This window comes from Prosthecobacter sp., from assembly GCF_044222565.1.
Classification (GTDB): domain Bacteria; phylum Verrucomicrobiota; class Verrucomicrobiia; order Verrucomicrobiales; family Verrucomicrobiaceae; genus Prosthecobacter.
In genome coordinates this window covers 517,192-544,033 of the sequence record NZ_JBGANA010000003.1, presented here as the reverse complement: position 1 = coordinate 544,033, position 26,842 = coordinate 517,192, and the positions used below count along the sequence as shown (strand labels likewise).

At 59.3% G+C, this 26,842-nt stretch carries 28 protein-coding genes; 12 read left to right on the top strand and 16 right to left on the bottom strand.

The window, feature by feature from the left end:
• Window positions 1-2 precede the first annotated feature (2 nt).
• The 8 genes from ACILSR_RS06660 to ACILSR_RS06625 are packed head-to-tail and all read right to left on the bottom strand — an operon-like array spanning window position 3 to window position 9,107.
• On the bottom strand, window positions 3-749 hold the full coding sequence (locus ACILSR_RS06660; protein ID WP_395748951.1) for an RraA family protein: 747 nt from the start codon (window positions 747-749) through the stop codon (window positions 3-5).
• Complete coding sequence (locus tag ACILSR_RS06655; protein WP_395748950.1) at window positions 743-2,248, bottom strand: sialate O-acetylesterase; 1,506 nt, start codon at window positions 2,246-2,248, stop codon at window positions 743-745. Before ACILSR_RS06655 ends, ACILSR_RS06660 begins: the two co-directional genes overlap by 7 nt.
• Entirely contained in the window at window positions 2,245-3,141 is an 897-nt protein-coding gene (locus ACILSR_RS06650) for an alpha/beta hydrolase fold domain-containing protein (RefSeq protein ID WP_395748949.1), read from the bottom strand. Before ACILSR_RS06650 ends, ACILSR_RS06655 begins: the two co-directional genes overlap by 4 nt.
• Window positions 3,138-4,670 (bottom strand): hypothetical protein, encoded by a 1,533-nt coding sequence (locus tag ACILSR_RS06645; protein WP_395748948.1) that lies wholly within the window; start codon window positions 4,668-4,670, stop codon window positions 3,138-3,140. Before ACILSR_RS06645 ends, ACILSR_RS06650 begins: the two co-directional genes overlap by 4 nt.
• Entirely contained in the window at window positions 4,667-5,788 is a 1,122-nt protein-coding gene (locus ACILSR_RS06640; protein ID WP_395748947.1) for a sialidase family protein, read from the bottom strand. Before ACILSR_RS06640 ends, ACILSR_RS06645 begins: the two co-directional genes overlap by 4 nt.
• Window positions 5,789-5,791: 3 nt before the next feature.
• Window positions 5,792-7,141, bottom strand: coding sequence for a hypothetical protein (locus ACILSR_RS06635; RefSeq protein ID WP_395748946.1), 1,350 nt, complete (start codon window positions 7,139-7,141; stop codon window positions 5,792-5,794).
• A gap of 32 nt (window positions 7,142-7,173) precedes the next feature.
• Window positions 7,174-8,121, bottom strand: a complete 948-nt coding sequence (locus ACILSR_RS06630) for a Gfo/Idh/MocA family protein (RefSeq protein WP_395748945.1) — start codon at window positions 8,119-8,121, stop codon at window positions 7,174-7,176.
• A complete protein-coding gene (locus ACILSR_RS06625) occupies window positions 8,118-9,107 on the bottom strand; it encodes a Gfo/Idh/MocA family protein (RefSeq protein ID WP_395748944.1) in 990 nt (329 codons plus the stop codon). Before ACILSR_RS06625 ends, ACILSR_RS06630 begins: the two co-directional genes overlap by 4 nt.
• A 267-nt stretch (window positions 9,108-9,374) precedes the next feature.
• Between ACILSR_RS06625 and ACILSR_RS06620 the strand changes: the two genes are divergently transcribed.
• Window positions 9,375-10,172, top strand: a complete 798-nt coding sequence (locus tag ACILSR_RS06620; RefSeq protein WP_395748943.1) for a transglutaminase family protein — start codon at window positions 9,375-9,377, stop codon at window positions 10,170-10,172.
• 176 nt (window positions 10,173-10,348) lie between these two features.
• On the top strand, window positions 10,349-11,140 hold the full coding sequence (locus ACILSR_RS06615; protein WP_395748942.1) for a peptidase: 792 nt from the start codon (window positions 10,349-10,351) through the stop codon (window positions 11,138-11,140).
• A gap of 30 nt (window positions 11,141-11,170) precedes the next feature.
• On the opposite strand, the gene ACILSR_RS06610 is transcribed toward ACILSR_RS06615, so the two are convergent.
• Window positions 11,171-12,724, bottom strand: a complete 1,554-nt coding sequence (locus ACILSR_RS06610; protein ID WP_395748941.1) for a sialate O-acetylesterase — start codon at window positions 12,722-12,724, stop codon at window positions 11,171-11,173.
• A gap of 119 nt (window positions 12,725-12,843) precedes the next feature.
• Window positions 12,844-13,317 (bottom strand): bacterioferritin, encoded by a 474-nt coding sequence (locus ACILSR_RS06605; RefSeq protein WP_395748940.1) that lies wholly within the window; start codon window positions 13,315-13,317, stop codon window positions 12,844-12,846.
• A gap of 344 nt (window positions 13,318-13,661) precedes the next feature.
• On the opposite strand from ACILSR_RS06605, the gene ACILSR_RS06600 reads away from it, so the two are divergent.
• Together ACILSR_RS06600 and ACILSR_RS06595 are read left to right on the top strand one after the other, a co-directional pair.
• Complete coding sequence (locus ACILSR_RS06600; protein WP_395748939.1) at window positions 13,662-13,820, top strand: DUF3309 domain-containing protein; 159 nt, start codon at window positions 13,662-13,664, stop codon at window positions 13,818-13,820.
• Window positions 13,821-13,861: 41 nt separating this feature from the next.
• Window positions 13,862-14,926 carry a DNA topoisomerase IB gene (locus ACILSR_RS06595; protein WP_395748938.1) on the top strand — a complete coding sequence of 355 codons (1,065 nt, stop codon included), beginning with the start codon at window positions 13,862-13,864 and terminating at the stop codon, window positions 14,924-14,926.
• Window positions 14,927-15,061: 135 nt separating this feature from the next.
• Here ACILSR_RS06595 and ACILSR_RS06590 read toward each other — a convergent pair whose 3' ends face one another.
• Together ACILSR_RS06590 and ACILSR_RS06585 are read right to left on the bottom strand one after the other, a co-directional pair.
• Window positions 15,062-16,234: a putative zinc-binding metallopeptidase gene (locus ACILSR_RS06590; protein WP_395748937.1), complete on the bottom strand. Its 1,173-nt coding sequence runs from the start codon at window positions 16,232-16,234 to the stop codon at window positions 15,062-15,064.
• Between the two features lie 74 nt (window positions 16,235-16,308).
• Window positions 16,309-16,692 carry a hypothetical protein gene (locus ACILSR_RS06585; RefSeq protein WP_395748936.1) on the bottom strand — a complete coding sequence of 128 codons (384 nt, stop codon included), beginning with the start codon at window positions 16,690-16,692 and terminating at the stop codon, window positions 16,309-16,311.
• A gap of 149 nt (window positions 16,693-16,841) precedes the next feature.
• Here ACILSR_RS06585 and ACILSR_RS06580 point away from each other — a divergent pair, with 149 nt between their 5' ends.
• The 3 genes from ACILSR_RS06580 (at window position 16,842) to ACILSR_RS06570 (ending at window position 18,524) form a co-directional block, all read left to right on the top strand.
• Complete coding sequence (locus tag ACILSR_RS06580) at window positions 16,842-17,762, top strand: YihY/virulence factor BrkB family protein (protein WP_395748935.1); 921 nt, start codon at window positions 16,842-16,844, stop codon at window positions 17,760-17,762.
• A 171-nt stretch (window positions 17,763-17,933) separates the two neighbouring features.
• The gene (locus tag ACILSR_RS06575) at window positions 17,934-18,152 is read left to right on the top strand and encodes a CsbD family protein (RefSeq protein WP_395748967.1); all 219 of its coding nucleotides are present in this window, start codon (window positions 17,934-17,936) and stop codon (window positions 18,150-18,152) included.
• A gap of 168 nt (window positions 18,153-18,320) precedes the next feature.
• Window positions 18,321-18,524 carry a CsbD family protein gene (locus ACILSR_RS06570; protein ID WP_395748934.1) on the top strand — a complete coding sequence of 68 codons (204 nt, stop codon included), beginning with the start codon at window positions 18,321-18,323 and terminating at the stop codon, window positions 18,522-18,524.
• A 29-nt stretch (window positions 18,525-18,553) separates the two neighbouring features.
• Here the strand turns inward: ACILSR_RS06570 and ACILSR_RS06565 are convergent, their stop codons facing one another.
• On the bottom strand, window positions 18,554-19,021 hold the full coding sequence (locus tag ACILSR_RS06565) for a CBS domain-containing protein (protein WP_395748933.1): 468 nt from the start codon (window positions 19,019-19,021) through the stop codon (window positions 18,554-18,556).
• A gap of 193 nt (window positions 19,022-19,214) precedes the next feature.
• Between ACILSR_RS06565 and ACILSR_RS06560 the strand changes: the two genes are divergently transcribed.
• The 4 genes from ACILSR_RS06560 (at window position 19,215) to ACILSR_RS06545 (ending at window position 22,724) form a co-directional block, all read left to right on the top strand.
• Window positions 19,215-19,421, top strand: coding sequence for a CsbD family protein (locus tag ACILSR_RS06560; RefSeq protein WP_395748932.1), 207 nt, complete (start codon window positions 19,215-19,217; stop codon window positions 19,419-19,421).
• A 316-nt stretch (window positions 19,422-19,737) separates the two neighbouring features.
• On the top strand, window positions 19,738-20,217 hold the full coding sequence (locus tag ACILSR_RS06555) for a DUF892 family protein (RefSeq protein ID WP_395748931.1): 480 nt from the start codon (window positions 19,738-19,740) through the stop codon (window positions 20,215-20,217).
• Between the two features lie 96 nt (window positions 20,218-20,313).
• A complete protein-coding gene (locus tag ACILSR_RS06550) occupies window positions 20,314-20,769 on the top strand; it encodes a hypothetical protein (protein ID WP_395748930.1) in 456 nt (151 codons plus the stop codon).
• A gap of 158 nt (window positions 20,770-20,927) precedes the next feature.
• Complete coding sequence (locus ACILSR_RS06545; protein WP_395748966.1) at window positions 20,928-22,724, top strand: glycoside hydrolase family 15 protein; 1,797 nt, start codon at window positions 20,928-20,930, stop codon at window positions 22,722-22,724.
• Window positions 22,725-22,752: 28 nt separating this feature from the next.
• Here ACILSR_RS06545 and ACILSR_RS06540 read toward each other — a convergent pair whose 3' ends face one another.
• Together ACILSR_RS06540 and ACILSR_RS06535 are read right to left on the bottom strand one after the other, a co-directional pair.
• A complete protein-coding gene (locus tag ACILSR_RS06540; RefSeq protein WP_395748929.1) occupies window positions 22,753-24,069 on the bottom strand; it encodes an Nramp family divalent metal transporter in 1,317 nt (438 codons plus the stop codon).
• A 234-nt stretch (window positions 24,070-24,303) separates the two neighbouring features.
• A complete protein-coding gene (locus ACILSR_RS06535) occupies window positions 24,304-24,948 on the bottom strand; it encodes a sigma-70 family RNA polymerase sigma factor (RefSeq protein ID WP_395748928.1) in 645 nt (214 codons plus the stop codon).
• Between the two features lie 255 nt (window positions 24,949-25,203).
• Between ACILSR_RS06535 and ACILSR_RS06530 the strand changes: the two genes are divergently transcribed.
• On the top strand, window positions 25,204-26,082 hold the full coding sequence (locus tag ACILSR_RS06530; protein WP_395748927.1) for an SDR family oxidoreductase: 879 nt from the start codon (window positions 25,204-25,206) through the stop codon (window positions 26,080-26,082).
• 86 nt (window positions 26,083-26,168) lie between these two features.
• Here the strand turns inward: ACILSR_RS06530 and ACILSR_RS06525 are convergent, their stop codons facing one another.
• On the bottom strand, window positions 26,169-26,834 hold the full coding sequence (locus ACILSR_RS06525) for a hypothetical protein (protein WP_395748926.1): 666 nt from the start codon (window positions 26,832-26,834) through the stop codon (window positions 26,169-26,171).
• Between the last annotated feature and the right edge of the window lie 8 nt (window positions 26,835-26,842).

The following is a 26,842-nucleotide window of genomic DNA, read 5'->3' as shown; positions in this document are numbered from 1 at the left end:
ATTCATCTTTTCCCATCTTTGCCGCCACTCACACAATCACCAAATCCATACTTCCGCACCAGAGCCAGAACCTGCTCCCTTTTCTCCGCCGGCGTCTTGTCTGTGCGCCGCAAAAACATGTGCGCCTCATGCTCAAACGCCCGGTTCTTCACTGCAGCCTCCGCCAGACTGGCCAGACAATCCGGCGGAATTCGGATCACCCCGTTCTGATCCGCATGCACCACTTCTCCCTTCGAAAACGTCACCCCGCTGATCTCCACCGGCCGGTTGATGTGGCGGAATCTCAGCGCCTCATGATGCACCGCCCGCCCGCGCCCATACACTGCAAACGGCGTTGAAATCAGCCCCGCAATGTCGCGCACCCGGCTGTCCGTCACCATGCCCGTGCAGCCCACCGAATACAGCGTCTTCGCCATTCCATCACCGATCAGGCACTCATGCTCTGGCCGCGATCCCACCGCCTTGGCAACCAGCACGTACGGCAGCTCACACTGCCGCATCATCTCCAGCAGTTCCCAATACAGCGCCGTGTCACCCGCTTCACCCGGCGTGCTGCTGTCGATCTCCGCCGTGAATACCACCCCCACCGTCGGCCCCAGCGGCGGCGTCACACTCTGGATGTCCCCGCCGCAGTAATACTCATGCGGTGCCGCTTTGCTCACATAGCCGATCGTGTTCGCCAGCAGCGGCGTGTCAAAATCGCGCAACTCCTCCAGCAGTGCTTTCGTGATGATGCAATTTTCTACCATAAATCAGTTCGGAAAGGCGAGGCCGGCAGCCCCGCGCCATTGAAAAGGTTGAACTCCGGATCCACCGCCCACGCATACCTCACCGCCACCGGCCTGCCCACCTGCGGCGCGGAAACAATCACCGTATCTCCCTCAATCCGCGCCATCGCCGGCTTCCATGCGCGATTTTCCCCTGCAATCACAAATCCCTTCAGCGCACCACCGCCCTGCGCCACCAGCCCACCGTTCGCATGCTCAAAGTGCAGCTCGATCTCCCCACCACGAATTTTCTGTTTCACCAGCAGCGGCCCCGAAGTCGCCGCCACCTCCTGGCCATACACCTTCCCCAGCGCCCACAGCGCCAGCCGGTGCCCCACCACCTGCTTGTTCTTCGGGTGGATGTCCTTCGACTCCCCCACATCCAGCGTGATCACCATGCCGGTCTGCGGCAGGTCCAGGCAACGCCGTTGCGCCTCGCGAATCTCCGGCCACGGCGCTTTCTTGTTCAGGTTCGGCAGCTGCACCCACGCAAACGGCAATTCCCCGCCCCAGCGCGCGCGCCAGTCCTTCACCAGCAGCCGCAGTTGCGTTTCATAAAAGGGCGCCCGCTCAGGCGCGGCATTGCTTTCCCCCTGATACCACACCATACCACGCACCGCATACGGCACCAGCGGCGCGATCTTCCCGTTGTGCAGTCCTCCCACGTTCATCACCCCCAGAAAGCTCCCATACGGATCACTCGGCCTCTTTGGCGGTGGTTTCCCCGCCCCACGCGCCGCATCCACAGCCGCCTTCCATTTGATCAACGCCGCCTCATGCGCCTTCGCCGCCTTCTCACGGTCAAACTCCAACATCAACCGCTCCCGCTGCACAAAATAAGGCTTCAACTCCGCACACCCCTTCTGCGCCTCCAGATTGAGCCACGACTCGATCAGAGTCCCTCCCGCCGACGAGTTGATCACTCCCACAGCTCCGCCCAGCCGCTGCTGAATCTCCCGTGCAAAGTAAAAACCCACCGCAGAAAATTCGCCCACCGTCTCCGGCCCGGACACCACCCACGCGCCTTCACAATCTTCCTGCGCCATCTCCGCCCTTCCCGACTTCACCGTAAACATCCGGATCTGCGGCAGCGTCGCCTTCACCCGCTCCTGCTCATAGTCCTTCGACTCTGCCACGGTCATGACCATGTTGGACTGCCCCGCACACAGCCACGTCTCCCCCACCAGCACATCCTGAATGCGGATGGTGTTCGTGCCCGAGATCGTCATCTCCAGCGCCTCCTTGCTGCTCAGCGCATCCAGATCCACCCGCCACTTCCCATCGCCCGCAGCCGTCGCCGTCCTCGTCTGTCCGCCGATGGAGACCGTCACCTTCTCCCCCTTCTCCGCCCATCCCCACACCGGCACCTTCACGCCCTGCTGCAGCACCGCATGATCAGAAAAAACCGCAGGCATCCGCACCGCCGCCCGGCCCTGCCCGGCGGCACACGCACACATCAAAATCAGCAGCGCCCGTTTCATCGCCGCAGTTCCTCCAGCAAAAACGCCTCCGGCTTCGGCACCTCCACCGTCGCCTTCTCCTCGATGCGCAGGATGCACCTCGCCCCTGCCTCGTCGGCCTTCTCCTTCAGCTTCGCCCCCAGCTCCGCATGATGGATCGCGCTCCCCGCGTTCGTCGCCGGCAGCGGGTCCACACGCGGATTCGAGATCAGCACCGGCGGATCATCCCGCGACACATGCGTGATCGGAGAAAACTCATGCAGCACCTTCACCCACTCCGCCTTCGGCTGCTTCATCTCATCCACCCGCTTCGCCCCCACCGCGCGCGCCATCATCGGGTGTAGCAGTACCTGCTCACCCACCCAGCCCGTGATCACCTCAGGTTCAATGGACGTCTGTGGCGACAGCGCCACAGCCGCGCACAGCCTTGTCGAAAGTCTCGCGATCGCATCACTGCTCTTCGCATCAGCGAGGTCTTCATGATACGCCAGCCACAGCGAAGTCGTCGCACCCGCCGAGATACCATACGCCGCAAATCGCTCCGATTTCAGCTTCCACTCGCCTGCCATGCTCCGCAGATACTGCACAGCCCGCGCCGCATCATGCACCGGCGCAGGCAGCACCGCCTGCGTCGAGTACCGGTAGTTGATGGACGCCACCGAAACGCCCTGTGCAAGCATATAGTTCAGGAGCTTCACCGGCACATCGGCCTTGCTCCCGCCCGCCCAGCCTCCTCCATGAATGAAGATCAGCAGCGGCTTTGCCCCCTCGCCCTTCGCCTGCCACACATCCAGTTTGTTCCGATCATGCGGCCCATAGCTTACATCCTTAAATGTCGGCTCGCCGGCCACCTCGGCCCCCGTCAGCGTTGCAGACATCATCACCAGTAGAATCAGGATCAAAGGTGTATTCATAAGTCGCGAAGAGTCAGGGCAAAGGCTTCCGCATTGTCGAGATGAATCCGAATGATGACCTTCATCTCGGGCACGGGCAGCTTGCTCAGGTCTGCCCTCTTCCATTTCACCTCATGACGCAGCCCATCCCCTGTGATCGGCACCGCGTCTGCCTTGGAAAATCCAGCAAGCCTATAGCCGCGCTCATCCAGCAGTTCCACCCTCACCGCGCCGCCGCCCGCGTCCGCATTCAGCGTCAGGCCCTTGATTCCGCCAAGCGGCCGCGGCTTCAGCGTCATCTGCCCCAGTTTCTCCAGCGGCTTCACTCCCGCAAACCGGTCCAGAGGCAGCATCGCCAGCCCGATCCCCGTTTTCGGCATCCGCTTCTTCGATCCCCACTCATTCTCCCGCCTGCCAAACTGCCACGGATTCTCCGCCCCGGCGTAATAGAACCGCATCTCATCGTCCAGCACCACCGGTGTCGCATTGCTAAAAATTCGCGACGCATCAAAGCCGTTCCCGTTCTCCACTGTCCCCATGAACGGTGTGCTCCGAAACGGCCTCTGCCACGCGATGCCGTCCCGGCTCGTCGCCAGTTCGATCGGTTGCAGGCCATGCGTCTCAAAATCCGCCACCTGCACCAGCGCAAAGTACACCCCATGGTGTAAAAAAGCGGGCGCGCCATGCAGCTGCACCCCGCGCCTCGTCCCCGGGTAATCCGCAGGCCTCACCCCGTCAAATTCATCCGGCGCCATCACCAGCTGCGGCAGCGACCACTTCAAAAAATCATCGCTCTCCGTCCGCACGATCGCCCGTTTCCAGTACGTCATGCCATCCGGCGCATCAATCCATGCCTTCGCATAAACCACATACTTTTTCCGCAGCGGATCATACATTGCATCCAGCACATCGCTTACGGAGCTGTGCACGCCAAAGTCATGCTCCTCCCCCACTTTCGGCGGCTCGCTCATCCGTCCATACGCCCCGCGCAGCACCGGTCCCGGCTGCTTGTTCCAGTGAATCCCATCCGCCGAAAACGCCACAAACATTCCGCCATTTTTCCCGCGCGGATCTTTGCCCGCCTCCGCCTCAGGCACCGCATGCGGGATTGACCAGTAGGCCATCTTGTACCGCCTCTCCGGATCTCCCCCGGGCGCGTCCACCACGACAGACGCCCCATACTGCTCCACGCTGTCCAGCACCACGTTCCGGTCCGTAATTCCCGGGTGCGCCACCACATCCAGCTCCGGCTTATTCCACACAATCCCGTCCGCCGACTCCGCGTAACAAACCGCCGTATCCTTCCCTGACAATTGGTACCACATCTGGAATCGACCCGTCTCCGGGTCTCGATGCACACTGTTATACCCCGCCTGATTCTTGACTGTCGGCCCCACCACCAGCGGATTCCCCGCATGCCTCTTCGGCACATGCATCTGCCTCCGTGTACCGGACCGGTACAAGATTTCGTGATCATCCACGAACAGCAGCGTCTCCCCGCACACACATCTCAGGCTTAGAAGCAAATAGAAGAGACAGGCCGTTTTCATCGTTCGAGCCTCCAGCAAGCCTCTTTCAGCACTGCCTTGTGCACTTCTTTCGGCGCTTCATACCACACCGTCAGCAGCCCGCCGTCCGCCAGCTCCACGCTGCTCGGATATCCCAGGTCCCATCCCGCCGCATCCTTGGTCAGCACAAACTCCTCCGACCACGTTCTGCCATGGTCGCCGCTGATCTTCCCACGAATCCCAAACGGCTCCTGCCGCCAGGCATACGTCATGAGCAGCCTCCCATCCCCCAGTCTCAGCAGGTGGGAGGGAAATCCGTCCGCCACCTTCTGCTTCTCGCTCCACGTTTTGCCACCGTCCGTTGAAACGATCTGCGCCGTGTTTTGAACCGTGCCCTTGCCATTCGCTATCTTGTCCCGCACCTGCACCACGATCGCGCCATCCGCCGCCTCCACCGCGTGCAGCTCCCCCGCCCGCACCGGCATTTCCGAGAGCATCTTCCAGGTCACCCCATCATCATCCGAAACATAGGCCACCGCCTTCTTTCCATTCGATGTCGCGTAAAACAGCCGCCCATCCTTCAGGTTCACCGGCCCATGCGGGCTGTATCCCGGAACCCGATACCGGGGCGACCAGTTCACGCCAGCATCCGTGGACCGCATCATCCAGTAGCCCGTCTCCGCCACCTTCTGTGCCTGCGTGGTCGCCTCGTCCATCACATGCCACCGCCTTAGCATCGCCTCCGTCTCAGCGCCGAACGTTCCTTTCAGCAGCCGCTCCGGCGCATTCATGTGAATCTGATAAGCGAACGAGTTGAACATCGTCGCAATGAGCGTGCCCTTGCTCGTCTCCACCACTCCCGAGTCCCGGTCATCTATAGCGCTGTCCGCCAGCACCCGTGGCAATGTCCACGTCCGCCCCTCGTCGCGGGAGGTGATCATCTCCTGCCTTCCATATGGGCACACATGAAACTCCCGCCCGCCTGAATACACCACCACGAGCGTCCCGTTGGCGCATCGAGTCATCGTCGGCCATCCATGATAAAACTGGGGAAGCTGCGAGATCGTCCGCACCTCGCTCACTTTCACCTTAACAGGCGCCTGCGCATGCAGCATCAGCGGCACGCTCATCAGCATCAATATGGATGGAAGAAAGCGCATGGTTTAGTCTCCGAACCGAAGCGCATACAGGTCCGCGTCCTTCATCTTCACCCGGAGTCGTATCGTCTTCCCCTTCAACGCCTCCATATCCACCGACTTCGCCTCCAGTTCATCACCATACAGCTCCGGCATCGTCGCCAGCACCGTTCCCGCCTCATCCTGAACCTCGATCTGAATCGACCCCGCCGCGGACGTCGCATAATTGAGCACCAGTTTCCCGCCCTCAAACCGCAGCGGCTTCGTCACAAACTCACCGCCCTTCGCATCCGCATGCATCGAGGCAAATCCCTGCTTTCTAACCGTAATCCTGCGCATGCGGTTGTCCGCATTGCGATAGTGCTCGCTAATATATAGCGACCACTCGCCATCACCTGTATCGATGATTCCGTTGGCCGTCATGTTGTTCCGATCCGTCCAGTTTTTCTGATCCAGCCCCGGCCTCACCCACGCCTCCAGAAACGGCCGGTCCCAGTTCACCCCATCCCGGCTGCTCATGAAGACCGCATCCGAAACTCCTTTGAACTTATGCTCCGGTATCTTCTGCCTCGTGGTCACATACCGCTTAGGAAAGCACACGAGCAAATGCGGTGCCGTCGGGCATGGCACAGTGGCGGAGGTGTAGAAATGCTCCAGGGGCACTCCTTCCGCATAGCGATGCGCCACAGGCTCCGTCCACGTCAGAAAATCCTGCGACTCATTGCTCTGCACTGCGCGGATTTTATCAACAAAGATACGGCTGAAGCACGCATATCGTCTCCGCGCGCCGTCCCAGAACGCGAGGTTTTGTGAATCAAACGCCCCCTTCGTCATCACCGGTTCCGGCTTCATCTTCTGCCAATGTACTCCGTCCGAGGACGCAAATGCATACAGTCCGCCCGGCGTCGCTCCCGTCATCCAGTTCTTGCCCGGTGCCTTGACGCCTCCCAGTGCCTTGTACCGCTGCTCCGGCCTGGCCTGCGGATTTTCATCCAGAAACGGCGAAAAATTATGCGCCTCCACCCCACGCCAGATCACGTTGTTCTCCTTCGTCCCGCCCGCCTCGATCAGTCCCAGCTTCGGCCGCGTGAAATGAATCCCGTCCTCGCTATCCGCCACGCACGTCACCTGGTCATCACTATGATCCGACCCGCCCGCCGATCCGCGATAATACATCCGCACCTTCCTTCCATCCTGGATTACAGTAAAATAGGCGCACGTCGGCCCCTCCCACGGCTGATCTGTCGTCAGCACGATCTCCTTTTTGACCGGATCATGCAGTTTCAGCGCCACCCCACTTTTTTCTGCCACCAGATACTCATCCACAAAAAGCTCCCACCGCGAGCCGATGTCTAGCACTTCGTCAGCTTGAGCCATGAGCGGGAGGAGAAGGAGCAAAAAGAAGTTTTTCATAGTTCTGCCAGGATTTCTCGGATGTGAATGCACGCTCCATTCTGCTCACGACTGCGTATGCCGCCTATGATCACAGCCATCAACTCCACCGTTTCTGCAAACGGTAGTGGCGCCTTGCCAGTCTGCAGCATCTCAATGAACGCCACCAACTGCCCTCGGAACGCATGATACGTATCCGCCAGTTTCAGCGGCAGGTCCCCCTTCGTTCCATGCAGGTGCACCGCGCCAAAGCTCCCGTAGGCATCATGCAGCGCCCCCAGCGTCACCTTCACTCCGCTGCGATGCGTCACGTGCATCACATCGCCGCCGGCATCGCTGTGCGCCTGCACCGTTAAAAAGCCCGGCCCCAGCAGCGGCTCCACCGCCTCCAGCGCATGGATGCCGTAGCGTTCCCACGTCTTGCACGTAAAGCTCGTGATCCACCGCAGCTCTCCCAGATTTTCACACTGCCTTTCGCTCAGCCGCATCTCCGGAGCATAGCGCATCCCGCTGGTAGAAAGTAATATCCTTCCCTCCTGCTCCCATTGCACAAACTGCCGCAGCTCAGCCATCGTGGTTGCCATCGGCTTGTCAATAAACACCGGCAGCCCCGCCTCCACAAACGGCCGCGCCCGCCGCACATGATCCGTCCCATCGTCCGTGGCAATGATCACCGCATCCACCTTTCCGATCACATCCTCCGGCATCTCCACCACATGCTCGATCAGACTTGCCGCCGCCACCTTTGGCGCATCCGCCGCATCATCCGTCCACACATGCGTCACTCGCGCACCGGGAATGCGCACGCTCTCCAACGGCTGCTTCCCCATGTACACCGGGATGCCCGCATACGGACACTCCGCCATCGCCACCGGATCATAGCCATTGATGATCCCGCTCCAGGAATACGGATGCCCGTTTCCCTCGATCATCCCCAGCATCGCCAGTTTCAGTTCCGTGCTCATGAGATCTCCACGGCTTGGCCGCTCGCTGCAGACCGTAGCGCCGCCTGGTTAAACTTCAGTGTCTGCACTGCCTCCTCAAACGTCGCCAGCGGCGTAGCCATTCCTTCCATCTCATCCATGAAGGCGCTTGCCTGCGCGGTGAAAAGCTCGTCCCGCTCAAGCGGCGGCGTCACATCCCACGTCCACCCCGCCTCTCCATGTTTCATAAATCCCCAGCGCCGTTCATGTATCTCAATCTTAACACTGCCATGCTCGCAGTGGATGAGCAGCGTGTTTTCGTTCGGCGCTTGGAATTGGGTCAGCGCATAGCTCACCAGCACCTCCCCGTGCCGCGCGCTCACGTTCACCGTGTCCTCCACCGTCACCCCTTCCAGCGCCTGATGCGCTGCATCACAGTAAACCCGCGTGCAGGGCCCGATCAGCCACTCGACCGCGTTCACGATGTGCGTGAGCGCGTCCTGGATCGCCCCGCCGCCCTGCTCATGCTTCGCATAATAGATGTCCCGGTAGGCAGGCCGATACGTCGGAAAATGCTGCCCCGATGAACTGCTCACATGCAGCACCTTCCCCAGCTCCCCCTTCAGCAGATACTCCCGTGCCCCCGAAATCCACGGCATCAAGTGGTACACGTACGCCACAGCCACCCGTGCCTCAGCCTTTGCCATCGCCGCCCTTACTTCCGGAACCAGCGCCGTATCAATGGCCAGCGGCTTTTCGATGAACAAATGCAGCCCAAGCGGCAGCAGCTTCAGTGCGATCGGAAGATGCAGATGCGCCGGCGTGCAGATCACCGCAGCATCATAGCGCCCCTTCTCCAGCGCCTCATCCAGCGAGCGGAATACCGCCACGCCATATCCTTTCTCCATCGCCTCCAGCAGCTTTGGATTCGTGTCACACGCTGCCACCACACAACGCCCCGTGTTTCGAAAGCAGCGCAGATGCCGCTCTCCGATGCTGCCGCAGCCGATGATGAGTATGGAATGCATGAAATAAGTCCTCCTTAAACGCCACCCCCACCCCCACACCTTGCCTCCAATCTCTGGTCCGTTTTCCTAACCAGCCCATCGTCCTCGTTCCTCACCCCATCGCTCTCTGCGCTCCGTATCCAGTTAAAACTTAAGCCCCTCCACCGCCTCATGCGACAGCCTCTGCACATGCATTTCGGGCTTCAGCCATCCGCCTCTTCGTCATTTCCTATTCCTACAAGTCCACCCCACCCCTCCCCGACGATCCTTCCATACCCTTATCTCCCTATGATTCTCGACGCCAGCTGCCACCTCGAATACTTCAACAATGAAGACGTCTCCGCCATTTTTATGCTCCGCCCCCGTAGCGGCTGGGCTCAGTGGATTATGCGCGAAGATTTCGATCTCAAGCCCCGCGTCCCAGTCGTCGAATACACCGATCTCTACGGCAACTTCTGCCAGCGCATCATCATGCCAAAGGGCAACTTCCACTTTTCCATGAAGTGCCGCGCCTGGGCGCCCTCAGAGTTTGACAAACAGCCCCTCGCAGAAGTGCAGACCGTCGCCCAGCTGCCCGTCGATGTCCTCCACTATCTGCTGCCGAGCCGCTACTGTCAGTCAGACAAGCTCGGCGCCCTCGCCTCCTCCATCGTCGGCACCACCCCGCACAATCATCATCAGATCGCCCGCATTCGCACCTGGGTCCACGACAACATCACCTACGAGATGGGTTCCAGCGACTCCTCCACCTCCGCTCTCGAGACCGCCAATACCCGCCGCGGCGTCTGCCGCGACTTCGCGCACCTAGGCATCGCCCTCTGCAGAGCCATCAATGTCCCCGCCCGCATGGTCGTCGGCTTCGTGCATCAATTGGAGCCCATGGACATGCACGCCTGGTTTGAGGCCTACATCGGCGGACGATGGTACACCTTTGACGCAACAGAAGACAAACCCGGCGGCGGTCGCATCGTCGTCGCTTACGGCCGCGATGCCGCCGACGTTGCCCTCGCCTCCCTCTTCGGATCCTTCACCTGCACCACCATGAAGGTCACCGTCGAACACGTGGACACCCTCGAAAAGTCTTAATCACCCGCTTCCACCTTCCCCAATTGTCCACGTAATCGATCCCTCCTCCCGCTTCCCGCGCTCCAACTCCCTCTTTACCCACCTCGTGTACGGGGTTCGGGCTATAGCCCGTCAATCTCATCTCCCAATTACACTCGAACGCACTCCTCAGCCAAATCGTATATCCTAAAATCCCTATGTCCTACTGCCTCGGCATCAATACAGCAGACGGCCTTGTGCTCGCCTCAGACTCGCGCAGCAGCTCCGGCTCAGACCGCTTCAGCACATGCCAGAAGATGCACCAGTTCGTCATCCCCGGAGAGCGCGTGTTCGTCATTCTCACCACCGGCAGCCTCTCCCTCAGCCAGTCCGTCATCACCCTCCTGCGTCAGGACTTCGATGCTGGCGCAGGCCTCGCCAAAGTGCCCACCATGTATGATGCTGCACGCGAACTCGGCAGCATGGTCCGACGCATTTCAGACATCGACCGCACCGCATTGGAGAAGGACAACTTCAGTTTTAATGTCCACCTCCTATTGGGCGGGCAGATCAAAGGCCAGCCCCACGAACTTTACTTGATCTACCCCCAGGGCAATCCCCTCCGCTCCACTCCAGACTCCCCATTTCTCCAGATCGGAGAGAGCAAATACGGCCGCCCCATTCTTGATCGCGGCATCATCCATCAGAGCACCACCACTTTTCAGGCCGCCAAATACTCCCTTCTCTCCCTTGAGGCCACCATGCGCTCAAACGCTACCGTTGGCCCCCCGGTCGACCTCCTTCTTTACAATCGCGACGACCTCCGCGTCTCCCACTATCGCCGCTTCTATAGCCACGACCCCGACCTCATCGAAATCCACAACTCCTGGGAAAAAGCCCTCCGCCACGCCGTCCACCAGCTCCCTGACATCCGCTTCGATGGTGGAGACGTCCGTTCCACCACCGAAACCGAGCCTCCCACCTGGCAAAGCCCCGTCGAGCAAAGCTGACCCCCCTCTCCGGCGTCACCAGTTCATCCTTCATTTCGTCGCCGTCTTTCCCGCATTGTCCATCTCCCAGTCATCCGTTCGGAATGGTGCCGCGGGCAATCCGCTTCCATTCACCAGATTCACCTCCGGATTGTTCGCCCACGCATACCTCACCGCCACCGGCTTCAACACCGCAGGGTGCGAGACAATCACCTTGCCATCCTCGATGTGTGCGTCTGCCCACTGCCAGCGTTTCATTTCATCTGCGATCACAAATCCCTTCACTGCGGCGCCTCCATCCGAAGTCTTCAGCCCGCTCGCATGATCCATCTGGATCACCACTTCGCCGCCCTTCACTTCATGACTCCGATACACCGGTCCTCTGTACTCCAACTTCTCCCCATACACCTTCGCCCGAGCCCATAGCGCCAGACGGCGGCCGATCTCCTGCTTGTTCTTCGGGTGAATGTTTCCCGCATCCCCGATGTCCAAGTTCACCGTCATTCCAGTGTTAGGCTCCTTCAGCGCCGCAGCCTGCGCCTCGCGCAGCCTTGCCCAGTTCGCCGCAGCATCCGGCTCCGCCTCGCGCTTTTGAAAATTCGGCAGCTGCACCCAAGCGAAAGGCAGTTCAGCCCCCCAGCGCGCGCGCCAGTCGTGAATAAGCAGCGGCATCTGCACTGCATACAAAGGACCGTTTGCCGCGTTTGACTCTCCCTGATACCATAGAATACCACGGATCGAAAAGGGCACCAGAGGCGCGATCTTCCCATTGAAAAGATTCCCCGGCCTCGCCGCATGCAGCGGATCGCTCCCCACATACGCCGGTTGCGGCGGCGGAGACTGCTTTCCTGCCAGCGCGGCCTTTGCCGCATCCTGCCATTGCTTCTTCGCCAGATCATTCTTCGCCCGATTGTCCGGCTGCTCAAACAGCTCCACATCCCGCTCCCACCGCTTCAGAAGTGAATGCAGCCGCGGCTCCTTCTGCATCGCCTCCAGGCTTGTCCACGACTCGATGGGCGTGCCACCCACTGAAGAGTTGATCAGCCCTATCGGCACCTTCAGATCCTGCTGCAGTTCGCGCCCAAAAAAATACGCCGCCGCAGAAAAATTCGCCACCGTCTTCGGAGTGCAGATCTGCCACACTCCCGCACACTGCTCCTGCGGCGTGGTGGCTGTAAAGCTCTGCACAAAGAACATGCGGATCAGCGGAAAATTCGCCCCCAACATCTCTTTCTCCGCATTGTCCACGCCCTTCACATTCATCGCCATGTTCGACTGCCCCGAGCACAGCCACACCTCACCCACCAGCACGTCCTTCACCACCTCCGTGCTCTGCCCGGACACCCGCAGGATATCCGGATCGCTGCTAGCCCGCATCGGATCCAGTACCACCTTCCACTTTCCATCCTTGTCCGCTTTCGTCACCTTCGTCTGCTCGCCAAACTTAACATTGATCTCCTGCCCCGGCTCCGCCCAGCCCCACACCGGCACCTGCCTGTCCCTCTGCAGCACCATGTGGTCTTTGAAAACCGGCGACAAGGTCACCGCTGCCCTCACACTGCACGCCAGTGTCGAGACGAGCAGCAGTATCAGCCAGGGCTTCATGGCAGCATGAGTTTGCTCTCCGATACGTGCGCGCTCAAAGCAGGGTTTCATAAGTTTTCAAAAAGGACAGGCAGGTTTTTAGTTCTACACGTGGCGGGCAGTACCTACGCCGCCGCGCATCAGTCTTCGATCTTCGGAGTGTCGATTCCCAGCGCATCCGCCAGATCGGTGAGATGCTCCTGCTCCTGCGCAATGATCTTCCGCAGCACCTCGCTCAGCGCATACTCGCCCATCGCCTCCGCCTGGCGGATTCGCTCGCGGTAGTTGCGGATCGTCTGCCTTTCATTCTCCAGGTCAAAGCTCAGCATGTCCTTCGGCTTGTCAGACATCTTCACCTCATTCGGCACCGTCGTCGGCGTCCCATTCAGATAGTCAATCTGCTTGGCGATCAGCAGAGCATGTTCCAGCTCCTCGCCGGCATGCTTCTTCAGCTCACCAGCGATCCCCGTGTACTCCGCCCCTTTCAAGGTCTGGCTGTACACCACATAAGCGATAACCGCTTGAAATTCGCGTGCCAGATCCTCATTCAGAAGATCGATCATTTCCTGCCGGCTGGGTTTCTGGGGAGAGGAGGTTTTGGAGGACTCGTTCATGGTTGTAAGAGGTTGTTTGCCTCCAAATCATCGCGTTCACTCCATCGCTCGGATGTAAGAAACCCGCCCGGTTCTATCCGTGCGCAGCCATGTTCACACGAATGCAAAAAAATTGGGCGTGAAGTCTTGTCAGCTTCACGCCCATGGTCGCACGTCCTCTTTTCCACACTCAGCAGAACTTCGAACGACTGACCACATACCTATCGCCTCTGCATTGTCGCGTGGATGTAGGTCGCAAAAAAAACCGCTTATTTCATCCGTCTCGAGAATGCACTCAGCAAAGTGGCTCTTCATCACGCAAAAATGCGCTGGACTACAACCGCACGCGAAACTTACGGCGATGTATGGGCATGAACACACTATTACTCGTCTTACTGGTTCTTCTCATCATTGGCGCTCTTCCCGCATGGCCTTACAGCTCCGGCTGGGGTTATGGTCCTAGCGGCGGCCTCGGCACCATCCTTGTCATCCTCGTGGTCCTTGCCCTCATGGGACGGATATGAGGTCCAGGCATTGATCGGAACGCCTTGCTGAAGAGCGTGCCATGAAAAGAGCCAGTGCTTCTCCAGCCCTTACTGCAGCCCCCCTCACCTCCGCGCGTCAGGCCGGGTTGCGGTATGTGCTGGATGACCAGCCTGGCATCACCCGCAGCCGAAGAGGCAAGGGTTTTGTCTATCACATGCCGAAGGGTGCTCCTCTGCGCAATGCTCAGACCCAGCGCCGGATCCGCAGCCTCGTCATACCCCCGGCTTGGACAGACGTCTGGATCTGCCCACTGCCGAACGGCCACATCCAGGCAACTGGTCGAGATGCTCGCCGTCGCAAGCAATACCGCTACCACCCACGCTGGCAGGCCGTGCGGGATGTGTCAAAATACGAGCGCATGCTCGCTTTTGGCGCCGTTCTCCCCCGCATTCGTCGTCGAGTTTCCGTAGACTTGCGCAGCCGCGGTTTCACCCGTCAGAAAATCATGGCCACCATCGTGCGGCTCCTCGAAACCACCCTCATCCGCGTGGGCAACGACGAGTATGCCCAGAAAAATGGCAGCTATGGTCTCACCACCCTGCAAAACAATCACGCAAGGGTCAAAGGTTCCCAGATCACTTTCTCCTTCAAAGGAAAAAGCGGAATGCGCCATCAGATCGGCCTGCGCGATCCCCGCCTCGCCAAGCTCGTCCGACGCTGCCAGGAACTACCAGGCCAGCATCTCTTTGGCTATCTCGACGACGCTGGGAAGGTGCACGAAGTCACCTCCGACAATGTGAACGCCTATCTCCGCGAAATCGCAGGAGCAGAGTTTTCAGCCAAGGACTTCCGCACTTGGGCTGGCACCATCCTCACCGCCATCGCCTTGCGCGAACTCGCCAACTTTAATTCTCCAACCGAAGCCCGGCGAAATATCACGCAGGCCGTCAAAGCTGTAGCCAAAATTCTCGGCAACACCGCCGCAGTCTGCCGGCGCTGCTACATTCACCCCGCCATCCTCTCCCACTACACCTCTGGCCGGACCATCCCCGCTCGTCAAGAGCAGCGGCTGCTACATCCCTCCACCAAACTGAGCCCTGATGAAATGGCCGTTATGGCCCTTCTCCGCGCCCCCAAAAGCTGAAGGACGTCTGCGACGCCGCACTTTTGGGTTATAAATTACGATGAGGTGTATGGCGGGTAAAGGGAACGCAGGAGCCGGCACTGGGGAACTTACTCCAACTCTCGCTTCGAGGGAACGCGTCAGCTTACCCCAAAACTAAGCCGCAACACCCTTCGCCTGCATCTTCCCCCCTTGAACCGGCAGCGGCGGCGGCTGAGTTGGCAATGGCGGTGGCTGCACCGTCTGCTTCTGCACTGCTGGATTCCCCACCGTCGTTTTAGTAGCCTCCGGAGGATTGCCCCAGGATCGCGCCGCCGTGGTCACCATTCTGTGAACGAAGAGAATCTTCTGCGCGGTCTGCAGGGAAAAGACAAACGGAAACATCGTTGCATGCCCCAGGCTTGCCGCCAGTTCGTTCATCGCTGGAGAGAGCTTGGCCCAGTCGTTGAGAGTGCTCAGAAAACTCGCATCCGAGTTCGGCGAATCCGCCAGCACCTCCTCCGAGCGGAATGGCGTGAAAGGGATGGGGACGCTTTTGCTCATCCACCCGAAAGCCTTCGCAGTCTCCGTGCCGTCCACGATGTGCAAATACTGCGCCCACGTTTCCGCCCAATCCTCCCACGGATGCGAGGTGGCATAGCTCGTGATGTGCGTCGTGGACCACGTCGTCACCGGCCCGTTGGCATAGTATTTTGCCAATGCCGCACCATAGTCCTCGCGCTCGTCGCCAAACAGCTTTCGGTATTCCTCCAGAAGCGCATCGTCCTCGCCGCGCCCCTTAAAAAAGCGGTCCCAATAGTAGTGTCCCAGTTCATGCCTGAAATGCCCGACCAAAGTTCTGTAGGGCTCTCCCAGCTGATGCCGCTGGCGTTCGCGGTACAAATCATCCGCCTCATTCAGATTCAGCGTGATCATCCCGTCGTCATGCCCCGTCATCACACACAGGTTTGGAATCGGCGTCAGAAAGTCAAAGCTCAGCCCGTCCGGATTTCCCACCTTGCTGAAAGGCGTCAGCCGCAGCCGCGCCAACGTGTAGATCGCCCGTCGCTTTGCCGATTCCATCTTGTGCCACGCATCCTGGTTCCCCGGCACCTTGAGGTCCGGCACCATGTGGTTCAACGAACACGAGGCACAATACTCAGGCCCTTTCGCCGGCACCACCCAGTTGCACACACCAAACTCACTCCCATTGCGGCACTGCACAAGTTCTGCCGTATGCGGCTTCATGGAGTTGTCTGCCAGATCGTAGCCCACCGTGCTGCCACACTGCAGACATTGAGTGTTCTCAAAAAACAGGGTGTTGCCACATGTGCAGACGAAATGGATCATGAGTAAGCTGAATAAAGGGGTTCCAGTATCATCGGACTCCGTATTCCCCTCGGACTTGTCTAGTTGCCCTACTCCTACTTCTGCATTTTTCTCTCCAGCTCCGCCGTCACACGAATGTCATGATCTGCTTCCTCCAGTCCGTTGCCAATCAGTTGCTCCGCGATGTTTTCGACATCCTCATCTGAAGACGCGGTGTTCACCAAATGTCCAGTCTGCACAGGAAGTTCGTCCCGCTCATTCAGCGAATTGACAGAAAACTCAGACTTTGGTGCCTTCAGCGTCGTTCCTCCGCCCGCCAGTTCCGCCGCAGCCTGCGCCAGGTCTCGGTCATCCACCTTTTCGCGTCCGTCACTCAAGGCCAGTTCGGCCGCCCGTTGTTCCACTTCGATCTGGCTGCCCTGTCCTAGGCAAGGCGCAGCAGCTCGGAGGCGTTTGGGTAAAATGGTTTCTGCACTCATGATCTTCCTCCAGTAGGGACTTCGCTTGAGGTCCGGTGTTAGCTGCATCGATTCCTCCTCTGTGGCGGCCTGATCAATCTATCCTCCGTTTTCCTGTCTTCGAATTACCGCCCGCTCGCGATTCATCAGGTGAAAAGATTATTCCTCCCATGAAAGCCTTTATTCTCCTGCTCAAAGAATCGTTTGCTGCGTGGAAGGCTCACAATGCCCCAAAAATGGCAGCGGCGCTCGCCTACTACGCGACGTTTTCCATGGCACCACTGCTTGTGCTGGTGGTCGGGATTGCGGGCTGGGTCGTCGAGCAGGATGAGGCCCGCCACGCCATCATCACCCAGCTTTCTACCCTTATGGGAAGAGAGGGAGGCGCCATCGCGGAGACCATTCTCACTCAGTCCGCGAAACAGGCCGCCGGCCTCTGGGCCACCATCATCGGTTTCGTCATTCTTCTCGTCGGTGCCTCCGGCGTTTTTGCCGAACTCCAGGAGTCTCTGAACACCATCTGGGAGGTTCCGCCGCGCGAGTTCCCCTGGCGCGCGCTCATCCGCGGACGACTCCTCTCCTTCGCCATGGTTTTCGCTCTCGGTTTTCTCATGCTCGTCTCCCTCGTTCTCTCCGCGGGCATTGCTGCGGTCAGCACTCGCATGGAACTTTGGGCGCCGGGTTTCGGCGTACTTTGGGAGGGTGTCAATTCACTCGTCACTTTTGTCGTCATCACCCTTCTCTTTGCCGCCATATACCGCTACCTTCCGGATGTGCGTATCACCTGGCGGGATGTTTGGACGGGTGCAGCACTGACCGCTTTGCTCTTCGTACTGGGCAAATTCCTCCTCGGCATCTATCTTGGGCACACTGCTTTTGCGTCAGCCTATGGTGCGGTCGGCTCACTCGTCATCATCCTTGCCTGGATCTTCTACTCCTCGCTGATTTTCTTCTTCGGTGCCGAGTTCACAAACGCCTTTGCGCGCCGGCACGGCAGTCACTGCTCGCGCCCCCCGCTACATCGGACCGCTCAGGCGGAGGGCTCCCCGAACGCCGCTTCATCACCTCCCTCCTCTTCCGCCCATTCTTAGACGCCCGCGCGCATGCCCACATGCGATGAGTAGGTGAGACAAGTGAAACCACCCTCTCCTCACACCATGAAAACACGATTTAAAATTCTCCTCCTCACCCCCTTCCTCTCCCTCGGTCTCGGCCTCGTCTCCTGCGACAAAAACAAGGTTCGCCAGGAAAACAGCGAGAAGATGGAAAAGGCCCGCGAAGCCGCCACGGACTCCCCCAGCGCCCTCAAGATAAAGGGCAACTGGAACGAGATGAAAGGCAAGCTAAAGCAAAAGTTTGCGAACCTCACCGACGACGATGTCCTCTATGAAAAGGGCAAGGAGGACGAGCTCTACGGTCGCCTGCAGAAGCGCCTCGGCAAGACCCGCGCGGAAGTGGACAACATCCTCAACGAACTGTAATCGAATCCGCCACCCCTTTACCACAGGCAGGGACCTCACTGGTCCCTGCCTTTTTTTCGCTCATCCCCTGGCTCTCCCCATCCAGCCACATCCACTTCCACCTGCGCTTGCGATATTCTGCCCGATACGCGCTGCCACCGCAGAACCAACCTTCAAACTCCGACCACCATGAATGCCATGACCGCCCAGGGCGACTGGAACATCCTCAAGGGAAAACTCAAGCAGACCTGGGCACGAATCACCCACAACACTTTGAAAAAAGTGGAAGGCAGGACTGACGAGCTCATTGGTCGCATTCAAAAGCGCACTGGAGCCTCCCGTCAGGTCATTGAGAAAGCCATGCGCGAGTGCGATGCCGAGCACTTTGTCTGATCATCCAGGCGCCGCCTGCGCCTCGCCGCTCAGTCATTCCCTTCGTTTATTTCTTTGTCCGCCGCCTGAACTCCAGCCTTGATCTGCTGCCGGCTGAAGATGCCGATGATGCGCATCTCACGGTCCACTACTGGAAGATAGTCCAGCCCGCGTTCATTCATGAGCCGTTCTGCACTGGCGCAGTCTTCGTCCTCATAGCAGAAGGCCACAGCCTGGCTCATGATCTGCCCCACCTTCCACGACTTCGGATCGTGGCCCCGGCCTCCTATCTTCCAGTCTGGATTCTCCTGGGTGACCATGCCCACCAGCTTGCTGCCCTGAACCACCGGCCATTTGCTGGCATCGTGGTTGCGCATGCGCTCACCGGCGGTTTCCACACTGTCTTCCGGATGGAGGACATCTGCTTTTGTTTCAGCAATCTCCTTCAGAGGAGTCTCCTCCGCTGGCTTCATCTCGCTTTTCATTTTGTCTTCCATGTTGGTTCTCTTGAGTTTCATCCTAGCCATCGGGAGTAAAACCCTTCGAGGACGTATCGCATTCCGCTCTTCATCGTCGCGCTCCTCCTTCACCAAGTCGTCAGGGCTTCTCCCTTACATCCGCATACCTCTTCGGGAGCGATGCCATTTTCGGACTCACATCGTGGCAACTCATTTGCCACGCAGTTCCATTAAACCACCAACACATACGACTATGAACACAACCACCATGAAAGGCGACTGGAACATCATGAAGGGAAAGCTCAAACAGAAATGGGCCCAACTCACTGATGACGACCTCGCAAACGTTGACGGCAAGACCGACGAACTCATCGGCCGCATCCAGAAGCGCACCGGGGAAACACGTGATGCCGTGGAAAAAGCCCTTCGCGAAAGCGAAAAAGAAGAGTGCAATTGCTGACCGCGCTAGTTGATCACTTAGGCACGGTGACTTGGCGGCCTTCCCCCGCCGCCAGGTCATCCGCAAGTCTTCGTATTTCTCTTCTTCCTGCACCACCTCCGTTCCTGCCCTCGGGCACACGCCCAACACCAGCCTCTACCAAGATGGCGCAGGAGGAAGACCCCACACACGGGGTGCTGATCTTCTTCGGCATCCACCTCTTTGCATAGGCACGCTTGCCGCCGTGACCATGGTGAGTGCGCATTACAACCATTGCGCAAGCCACTTCGGACGGGCCACGCGTCATCTTGCTTTCGCCTCCAACCACGCCCCTATCATGAAAACCGCTGAACAGCTTGTCGCATGGCTGCGTGAAGCCCATGCCTTGGAAAAAACCATGGAACAGGCCCTCATGCGTCAGGTCAATAATCCCGACAATCCGGAATGCCTTCGCGAAAAGGCGCAGTCCCACTGCCACGAAACTCAGCGTCATGCAGATGCCATGGTCGCATGCTTGAACAAGCTCGGCGCAGACACCACCTCAGTCGGCGATTCGCTCACCAGCGGCCTGGAGCTCCTGCGCGGAGCTGGTGCCTCCTTTGCCAGTGAGGACCGCATCAAGGCCCTTCTCACCATTTACGCCGCCGAGCACTTTGAAATCGCCCACTACACAGCCATGCGCACCGGCGCTCTCCGCCTCGGCATGAATGAGATCGTGCTCACCTTCGATCAGATCATTCTGGAAGAGACGCGCATGGTCCAGTGGCTGGAGTTGCATCTCCCGCTCGTCATCAATGCCTGTCTGGAGAAGCTCTAAGCCCGCCCCATGCTCCCGAGCCCGCCGCAGGGAGCTTTCCTGAGTCCCCAGCACCTTCGACACACGATTACTCAGTGGGACAACCCCCACATCAACATGAAAATCAAAGCTCTTATCCTCACTCTCGCGATGCCCCTCTTTGCAGGCATGGCATCTGCCCAGAGCGATCCCTCTGTCGGTGGTTCTTTCGGCACAGCCTTCAAGGAAAACACCGGCAATGTCGTGCAGCGCCAGCCCATCAGCGCCACTGCCTCCACCACCATGCCTATGCGGACCAGTTTCTGGGGCAGATTGACTGGAAAAAGAGACACCTCAGCTCAGGCCGTCACCGCAACACCTTCCGGCCGCGCCCACAGCTGGTTCCATCGTCACTCCGGCACTGACTACCAACCCGCCTCCAGCCGCAGCTGGTTTGGCATGCACCGTTCCACCCACGCTCAGCCCACCGCCCCCGTGAGCAGCCGCTACAGAATGAACAACAACACGGCGGCCACCAAACATCGAAACTGGCACATCCCCTTCTTCAGCAGCAGACAGCGCGCTCATACCTGAGCCCCTTCTGCTCGTTAAGTAGAGAAACCCAAAACCCCCGCGCGACCCATGGGTCGCGCGGGCTTTTTTGTACCGGGCCATCGCGCCCATAGCTCCTGTTGTACGATGCATACCTCCGCGCCTGTCCCTCCATGCGAACTTTCTGAGCCATGCCTGTCATGCCAATCGAAGACTACGGTTTCCTCAGCGATACCGAAACCGCCGCCCTCGTCAGCCGTGACGGCTCCATTGACTGGCTTTGCATGCCACGATTTGACTCCGGTGCCTTCTTTGCCCGACTGCTCGGCACGGAGGAAAACGGCTACTGGAAAATCTCTCCCAAAGGCGAGGTTATCAAGTCCTCCCGCCGTTACCGCGGTGACACCCTGATTCTAGATACCGAATTTGAAACTATAGGCGGCTGCGTTCGGCTTACGGACTGCATGCCACTGCGCGATGATTATCCCGATGTCGTGCGCACCGTCGTCGGCGTTCGTGGCAGCGTGGAAATGGAAATGACTCTTGTGCTGCGATTTGACTACGGTCGCCTCATCCCCTGGGTTCAGCGCCTGGACGACGGGATCATCGCCATGGCTGGCGCAGACGCCGTTGTCGTCCGCAGCGATGTCCCACTCCACGGGGAAGACCTCTCCACCGTCGCCCGCTTCACCGTTCACGAGGGAGAGTCAAAGGCCTTCGTGCTCACTTGGTATCCTTCACACAAACCGCCACCTGCTGCGGAAAACTCCGTGGAAAGCCTTCGCCGCACGGAGGAATTCTGGACCGAGTGGGCCTCCCACGCGCGCCCTGGCACCGAATGGAGGGACGCGGTGCTTCGCTCCCTCCTCGTGCTCAAAGGTCTGACCTACGCACCCACTGGTGGCATCATCGCCGCGCCCACCACCTCCCTCCCGGAGGAAATCGGCGGCACCCGAAATTGGGATTACCGCTACTGCTGGCTGCGGGATGCCACCTTCACCCTCTACTCCCTTTTGGGCGCAGGCTACATGGAGGAGGCAAAGGCCTGGCGTTCCTGGCTCCTTCGCGCTGTGGCTGGCAGCCCCTCCCAGATCCAGACCCTTTACGGTGCCGCGGGCGAAAGGTGCCCCATCGAATACGAGCTCTCCTATCTGGCAGGCTATGCTGGTTCCCAGCCTGTCCGCGTGGGAAATGCTGCTTCCTTGCAGTTTCAGCTCGATGTTTATGGCGAGGTGATCGACGTCATGCACCAGGCCCGACGCCTCGGAATGAAACTCGATCCCGCCGCGTGGTCGCTCGAGCGTACCCTGGTCAAGTTCGTCGCAGAACACTGGCAGGAAGCCGACATGGGCATCTGGGAGGTCCGTGGGCCGCCCCGCCATTTCACTCATTCAAAGGTGCTCGCCTGGGTCGCCATGGATCGCGCCGTACAGGCCTGCGAAAAGTTCCACCTTTCCGGAGATGCCGCCGAATGGCGCCGAGTGCGCGACCGCATCCATTCCGAGATCTGCTCCCGTGCCTTCAATTCCAAAGTCGGCTCCTTTGTACAGTCCTTCGACAGCGACAAGCTCGATGCCAGTCTGCTCATGATCCCCCTCGTCGGATTTCTTCCAGCCAGCGATCCCCGGGTCCAGTCCACCATCGCCGCCATCGAAAAGAATCTTATGCACGGCGGCTTCGTCCTGCGCTACCACACCGACACCGACGTGGACGGTCTGCCCAGCGGTGAAGGCGCTTTCCTCCCCTGCTCCTTCTGGTTTGTTGATTGCCTGAATCTCAGCGGCCGCTATGCGCAGGCCCGCGAGATGTTTGAGCGCCTTCTCTCCCTCCGCAATGATCTCGGCCTTCTCTCCGAGGAGTATGATCCCCGCACACGCCAACTCGTCGGCAATTTTCCCCAGGCCTTCTCCCATGTCGCCCTGCTCAATTCTGCTTCCAATCTCGGCAAACATCACGGCCCCGCCAAAGACCGTTCCACCTGCACCCCCAAAAAATAGCCCCGCTGCCCCAAGTGCCCGTCATTCATCATTCCCCCCACGTCCAGAACAGCCCCACTGACGCCGCTGCCATCAGCACCGTTGCCAGCCAGCCAGTGACGAGCAGGTAACGAGACAGCGTAAACTGGCCCATCACCTTCCGGTTTGTTGTCATCAGCATCATCACCACCATCAGCGGCACCGCCGTCACGCCGTTGATCACCGCCGTCCAAATAAGCGCCTTGATCGGATCCATCGGGGTAAAGTTCAGCGCCAGCCCCAGCAGGGTTGCGATCGCGATCACTGCGTAAAATCCTTTCGCCTCCCGCGCCTTGCGTTCCAGCCCGGTTGGCCACCTCAGCGCTTCTCCCACCGCATAAGCGGCGGATCCCGCCAGCACCGGCAGCGCCAGCATTCCAGTGCCTACGATGCCCACCGCAAATAGAAAGAATGCCAGCGGCCCTGCCACTGGGCGCAGGGCCTCTGCCGCCTGCGCAGCCGTTTCGATCTCCGTCTTCCCATTCTGGTGCAGCGTTGCCGCTGTCGTCAGGATGATGAAGAATGCCACGATATTAGAAAATGCCATTCCGACATACGTATCCCACACGATCCTCTGCGTCTCCTTCGGGGCCTGCTCCGGCGCCTGCTTCAGCGGCTTCACCTCGTCCTTGCTTTTCACCTCTTCCACCTCCCCCGCCGCCTGCCAAAAAAACAGATACGGACTGATTGTGGTCCCCAGCACCGCGATGAACATGGTCAGGCTCCTGCCATCCAGAACCAGATTCGGAATGAAGGTGCCGGTCACCGCCTTGCCCCAGTCGATCTTCACCATAAAAACCGTCGCCACATACGCAAAAAGTGCCACGCACAGCCACCGCAGGATCTTCGCATAGCGGCTGTAGGGAATGCGGACCTGCAGCACCACTGAGACACCTGCCAGCACCACCACATACAGAAGCGCCGGCCCGCCGATCAGCAGCTTCACCGCAGCTCCCATCGCGCTAAGATCCGCCGCCAGATTGATCGTGTTTGCAATCAGCAGCAGAATCACCAGGGGATGCAGCAGCCAGACCGAATAATGTCGCCGGATGTTTCCGGCGATCCCCTGTCCCGTTACCCGGCCGATCCTCGCACTGATCTCCTGGATACTCGTCATCAGCGGATAAACAAACAGCATGGTCCAAAGCATTCCATAGCCGTGCTGCGCGCCCGCCTGCGAATATGTGGCGATGCCGCTGGGATCATCATCCGACGCACCCGTGATCAATCCCGGACCCAGCAGTTTCAAAAATCGCCTTGGTGGCGGCTCATCTCGCTGCGCACCAGGCTTTCGGAAGATTTGGACCAGGTTCTTTTTGCGTCTCATGCCTCTCCATCGTGCATCATGCGCGTGGTGGTTCCCTGCTCGTGGCGTGATTCACGCATAGTTTTCTTCACGCAGGACCGCAAGCATTCAAAAAAAATGGGGCGTGCAGTCTTTTCAGACTCACGCCCTTCGACAGGAATCTCGCTCGCGGTGCGATTGAACGATTTCGTTGTCTGATGACAGTTCGCCAGAGATCCTCCTGGTGGATGCATGCCGCGGAATTTTCTCATCAAATCATGCGGCCTGCAGCGTGTGGATCGAGCTCCGAGTGCGAAATGTCTGGCGCAGCTTCTTCAACCCGAGCTCCATGCGTGTTTTTACGGTACCAAGCGGCGTGTGTGTGGCCTCCGCCACCTCCCGCTGGCTCATCCCCTGCAGAAAGGCCAGCACGATCACCTGCTGCTGCGCTTCGGGCAGCAGCGTCAAATGCTCGCCAATCACCCGTCCCATGTCCGCCTGCTCGCAGTCACTGGCGGAGTCATGCGTGGATGTCGCGTTCACCTGCAGCGAGGTCTCCATGCGGTCTTTCGCGCGACTATAGGCCATTGAACGGCGAAGGTAGTCGATCGCGCGGCGCTTGCCCAGAGTCATCAGCCATGCCAGCGGGCGGCCCTTGGCCGGAGAGTAGTGATCTGCCTGGCGCCACAGCTCGAGGAAGCAGTCTTGCAGCACGTCTTCAGCAGCTGCGTCATCATTGACGGTCCGCATGATGGCGCTCTTCAGCAGCCGGCGGTAGCGGTTCATGAGAGTTTCGAGCGCCACTGCATTCTGCTGCTGGATGGCGGCCATGAGTTCTTCGTCCGCTGGCTGCTGCACTTCAGTCTCTATGCTGGTGGCTGCCATGGACAGGGATGATGAGGAGGTGGTGTGAGTTTTCATGATGGGAGACTCATACATGGCACCTGTTTCCCCACAACCCGACCCCGCCCTGTACACCTCGTCAGAGTATGCCTGATGCCTACCTCGGGACCTTGGAGGTTTCCTTCATTCGCTTCTCAGTGCCCCACTTTCTCTGCGCACCCCATGCAGAGGGCAACCTGCCTGAGTCGTGCTTCAGCAACCAGCCCGACGCATTCACCACGTCCGCCGCTGCTAAAAAGCACGAAGATTGCAATTACCTCCTCAATCTTCGCCATGAATACCCTTTCCGACCCGCGCGACCTCTATCCCAGACCTCCCTATGGCAGCTGCAGCCAGCCTTCTCCCGGCAGAGAGACTGACATGCTCCCACTCGCAGATCATGGCGAAAAAAGCTATGCTGGCAGTGGACTGCTCAAAGGTCGCCGCGCTTTGATCACCGGTGCGGACAGCGGCGTCGGTCGCGCTGCCGCCATCGCTTTTGCACGTGAGGGCGCGGATGTGGCCATCTCCTACCTTTCCGAGCACGACGATGCACACGTGACCGCTCAGTTTGTCAAGGATGCCGGACGCAAGGCCATCATCCTACCTGGAGATCTCAATTCAAAAGAGACCTGCGATGAGCTCGCGGCAGCGGCGCTGCGCGGACTTGGCGGCATAGACATCCTCGTAAACAACGCCGCCTTCCAGCGCACCCACCAGTCGCTTGCAGAAGTCGCTGATGAAGAATGGCTGCGCACCTACGAAGTCAATGTCTTTGCCATGGTGCGCCTTTGCAGGAGGTTGCTTCCAGAGATGGTCGCAGGCTCCTCGATCATCAATACCGCTTCCATCCAGGCCTTCGACCCCAGCCCAAATCTCCTGGCCTACGCCTCCACGAAGGCGGCCATCGTCAGTTTCACACGTTCCATGGCACATCTCGCGATCCAGCAGGGAGTGCGGGTGAATGCCGTCGCTCCCGGGCCGGTATGGACGCCGCTCATTCCTTCCACCATGACGCATGAGAGGGTGAAGATGTTTGGGGCGCACACCGCCTTTGGTCGAGCGGCCCAACCAGCTGAAATCTCTCCCATCTTCGTCTTTCTTGCCGGTCCTCACGCGAGCTATGTCACCGGAGAAGTGTACGGTGCCACCGGCGGCCAGATGCCGCTCTAGATTCTGCCGGAGCCCTCGTTCCTCTCACATCTGGCATCCCGGCCCCACCTGCTTTTCGCATGGCTGGCCGGGACCCGGCAGAAGCGTCACGGCCTCACCGTGCGCGTCACAGTCGTGGTTGTCGTCTGGGTCTTGACAGAAGCGGGCACGCCAGAACCGTTCGGACCCAGTACTTCGATCTTCGTCGCCACCATCGCATTGCCTGCTCTGGCATAAAATACCCGGACCGGATCCCCAGGAGCCAGAACCTTGACCGCCTTTCCACGTGGATCGACGACTTTGGTGGCCGCATCCTGAATGTAGCGCACAGGGGCAGCCGGCGCTCCGGGCATCTGGATCACGAGGGCATCAGGGCCTATCTCCGTCAGCACGCCATCGGAGAAAAGCGTGCCGCTCACGACCACCTTCGTCGCCAGCAGCGCATTGCCCACCGGAGTGTAATACACCGTGATCGGCGTTTGCGTTGTCAAACTGGTTGGCGATATCGTCTGACCGGTTTTGTCAGTGAATTCAGTGTCCGAGTTCAGCAGGTACACCGTCATGCTGCCCAGGTCATTGACCAGAGTCAGTTTGCCGCTGTCCATCGCGCTGATGTTGCCAGTAGCATGTGGATCTGCGCGCACAGTCACCACGGATTCCGTTCTCTCCACCGGCAGAGGTGGAGGCACGGTTTGCGCGAGGCAGGACAAAGTCAGTGCGCTCAACGGTGCGGCGACGGCTAAAAGATAATTTGCAAGGTATGAAGGTTTCATAAAAAAAG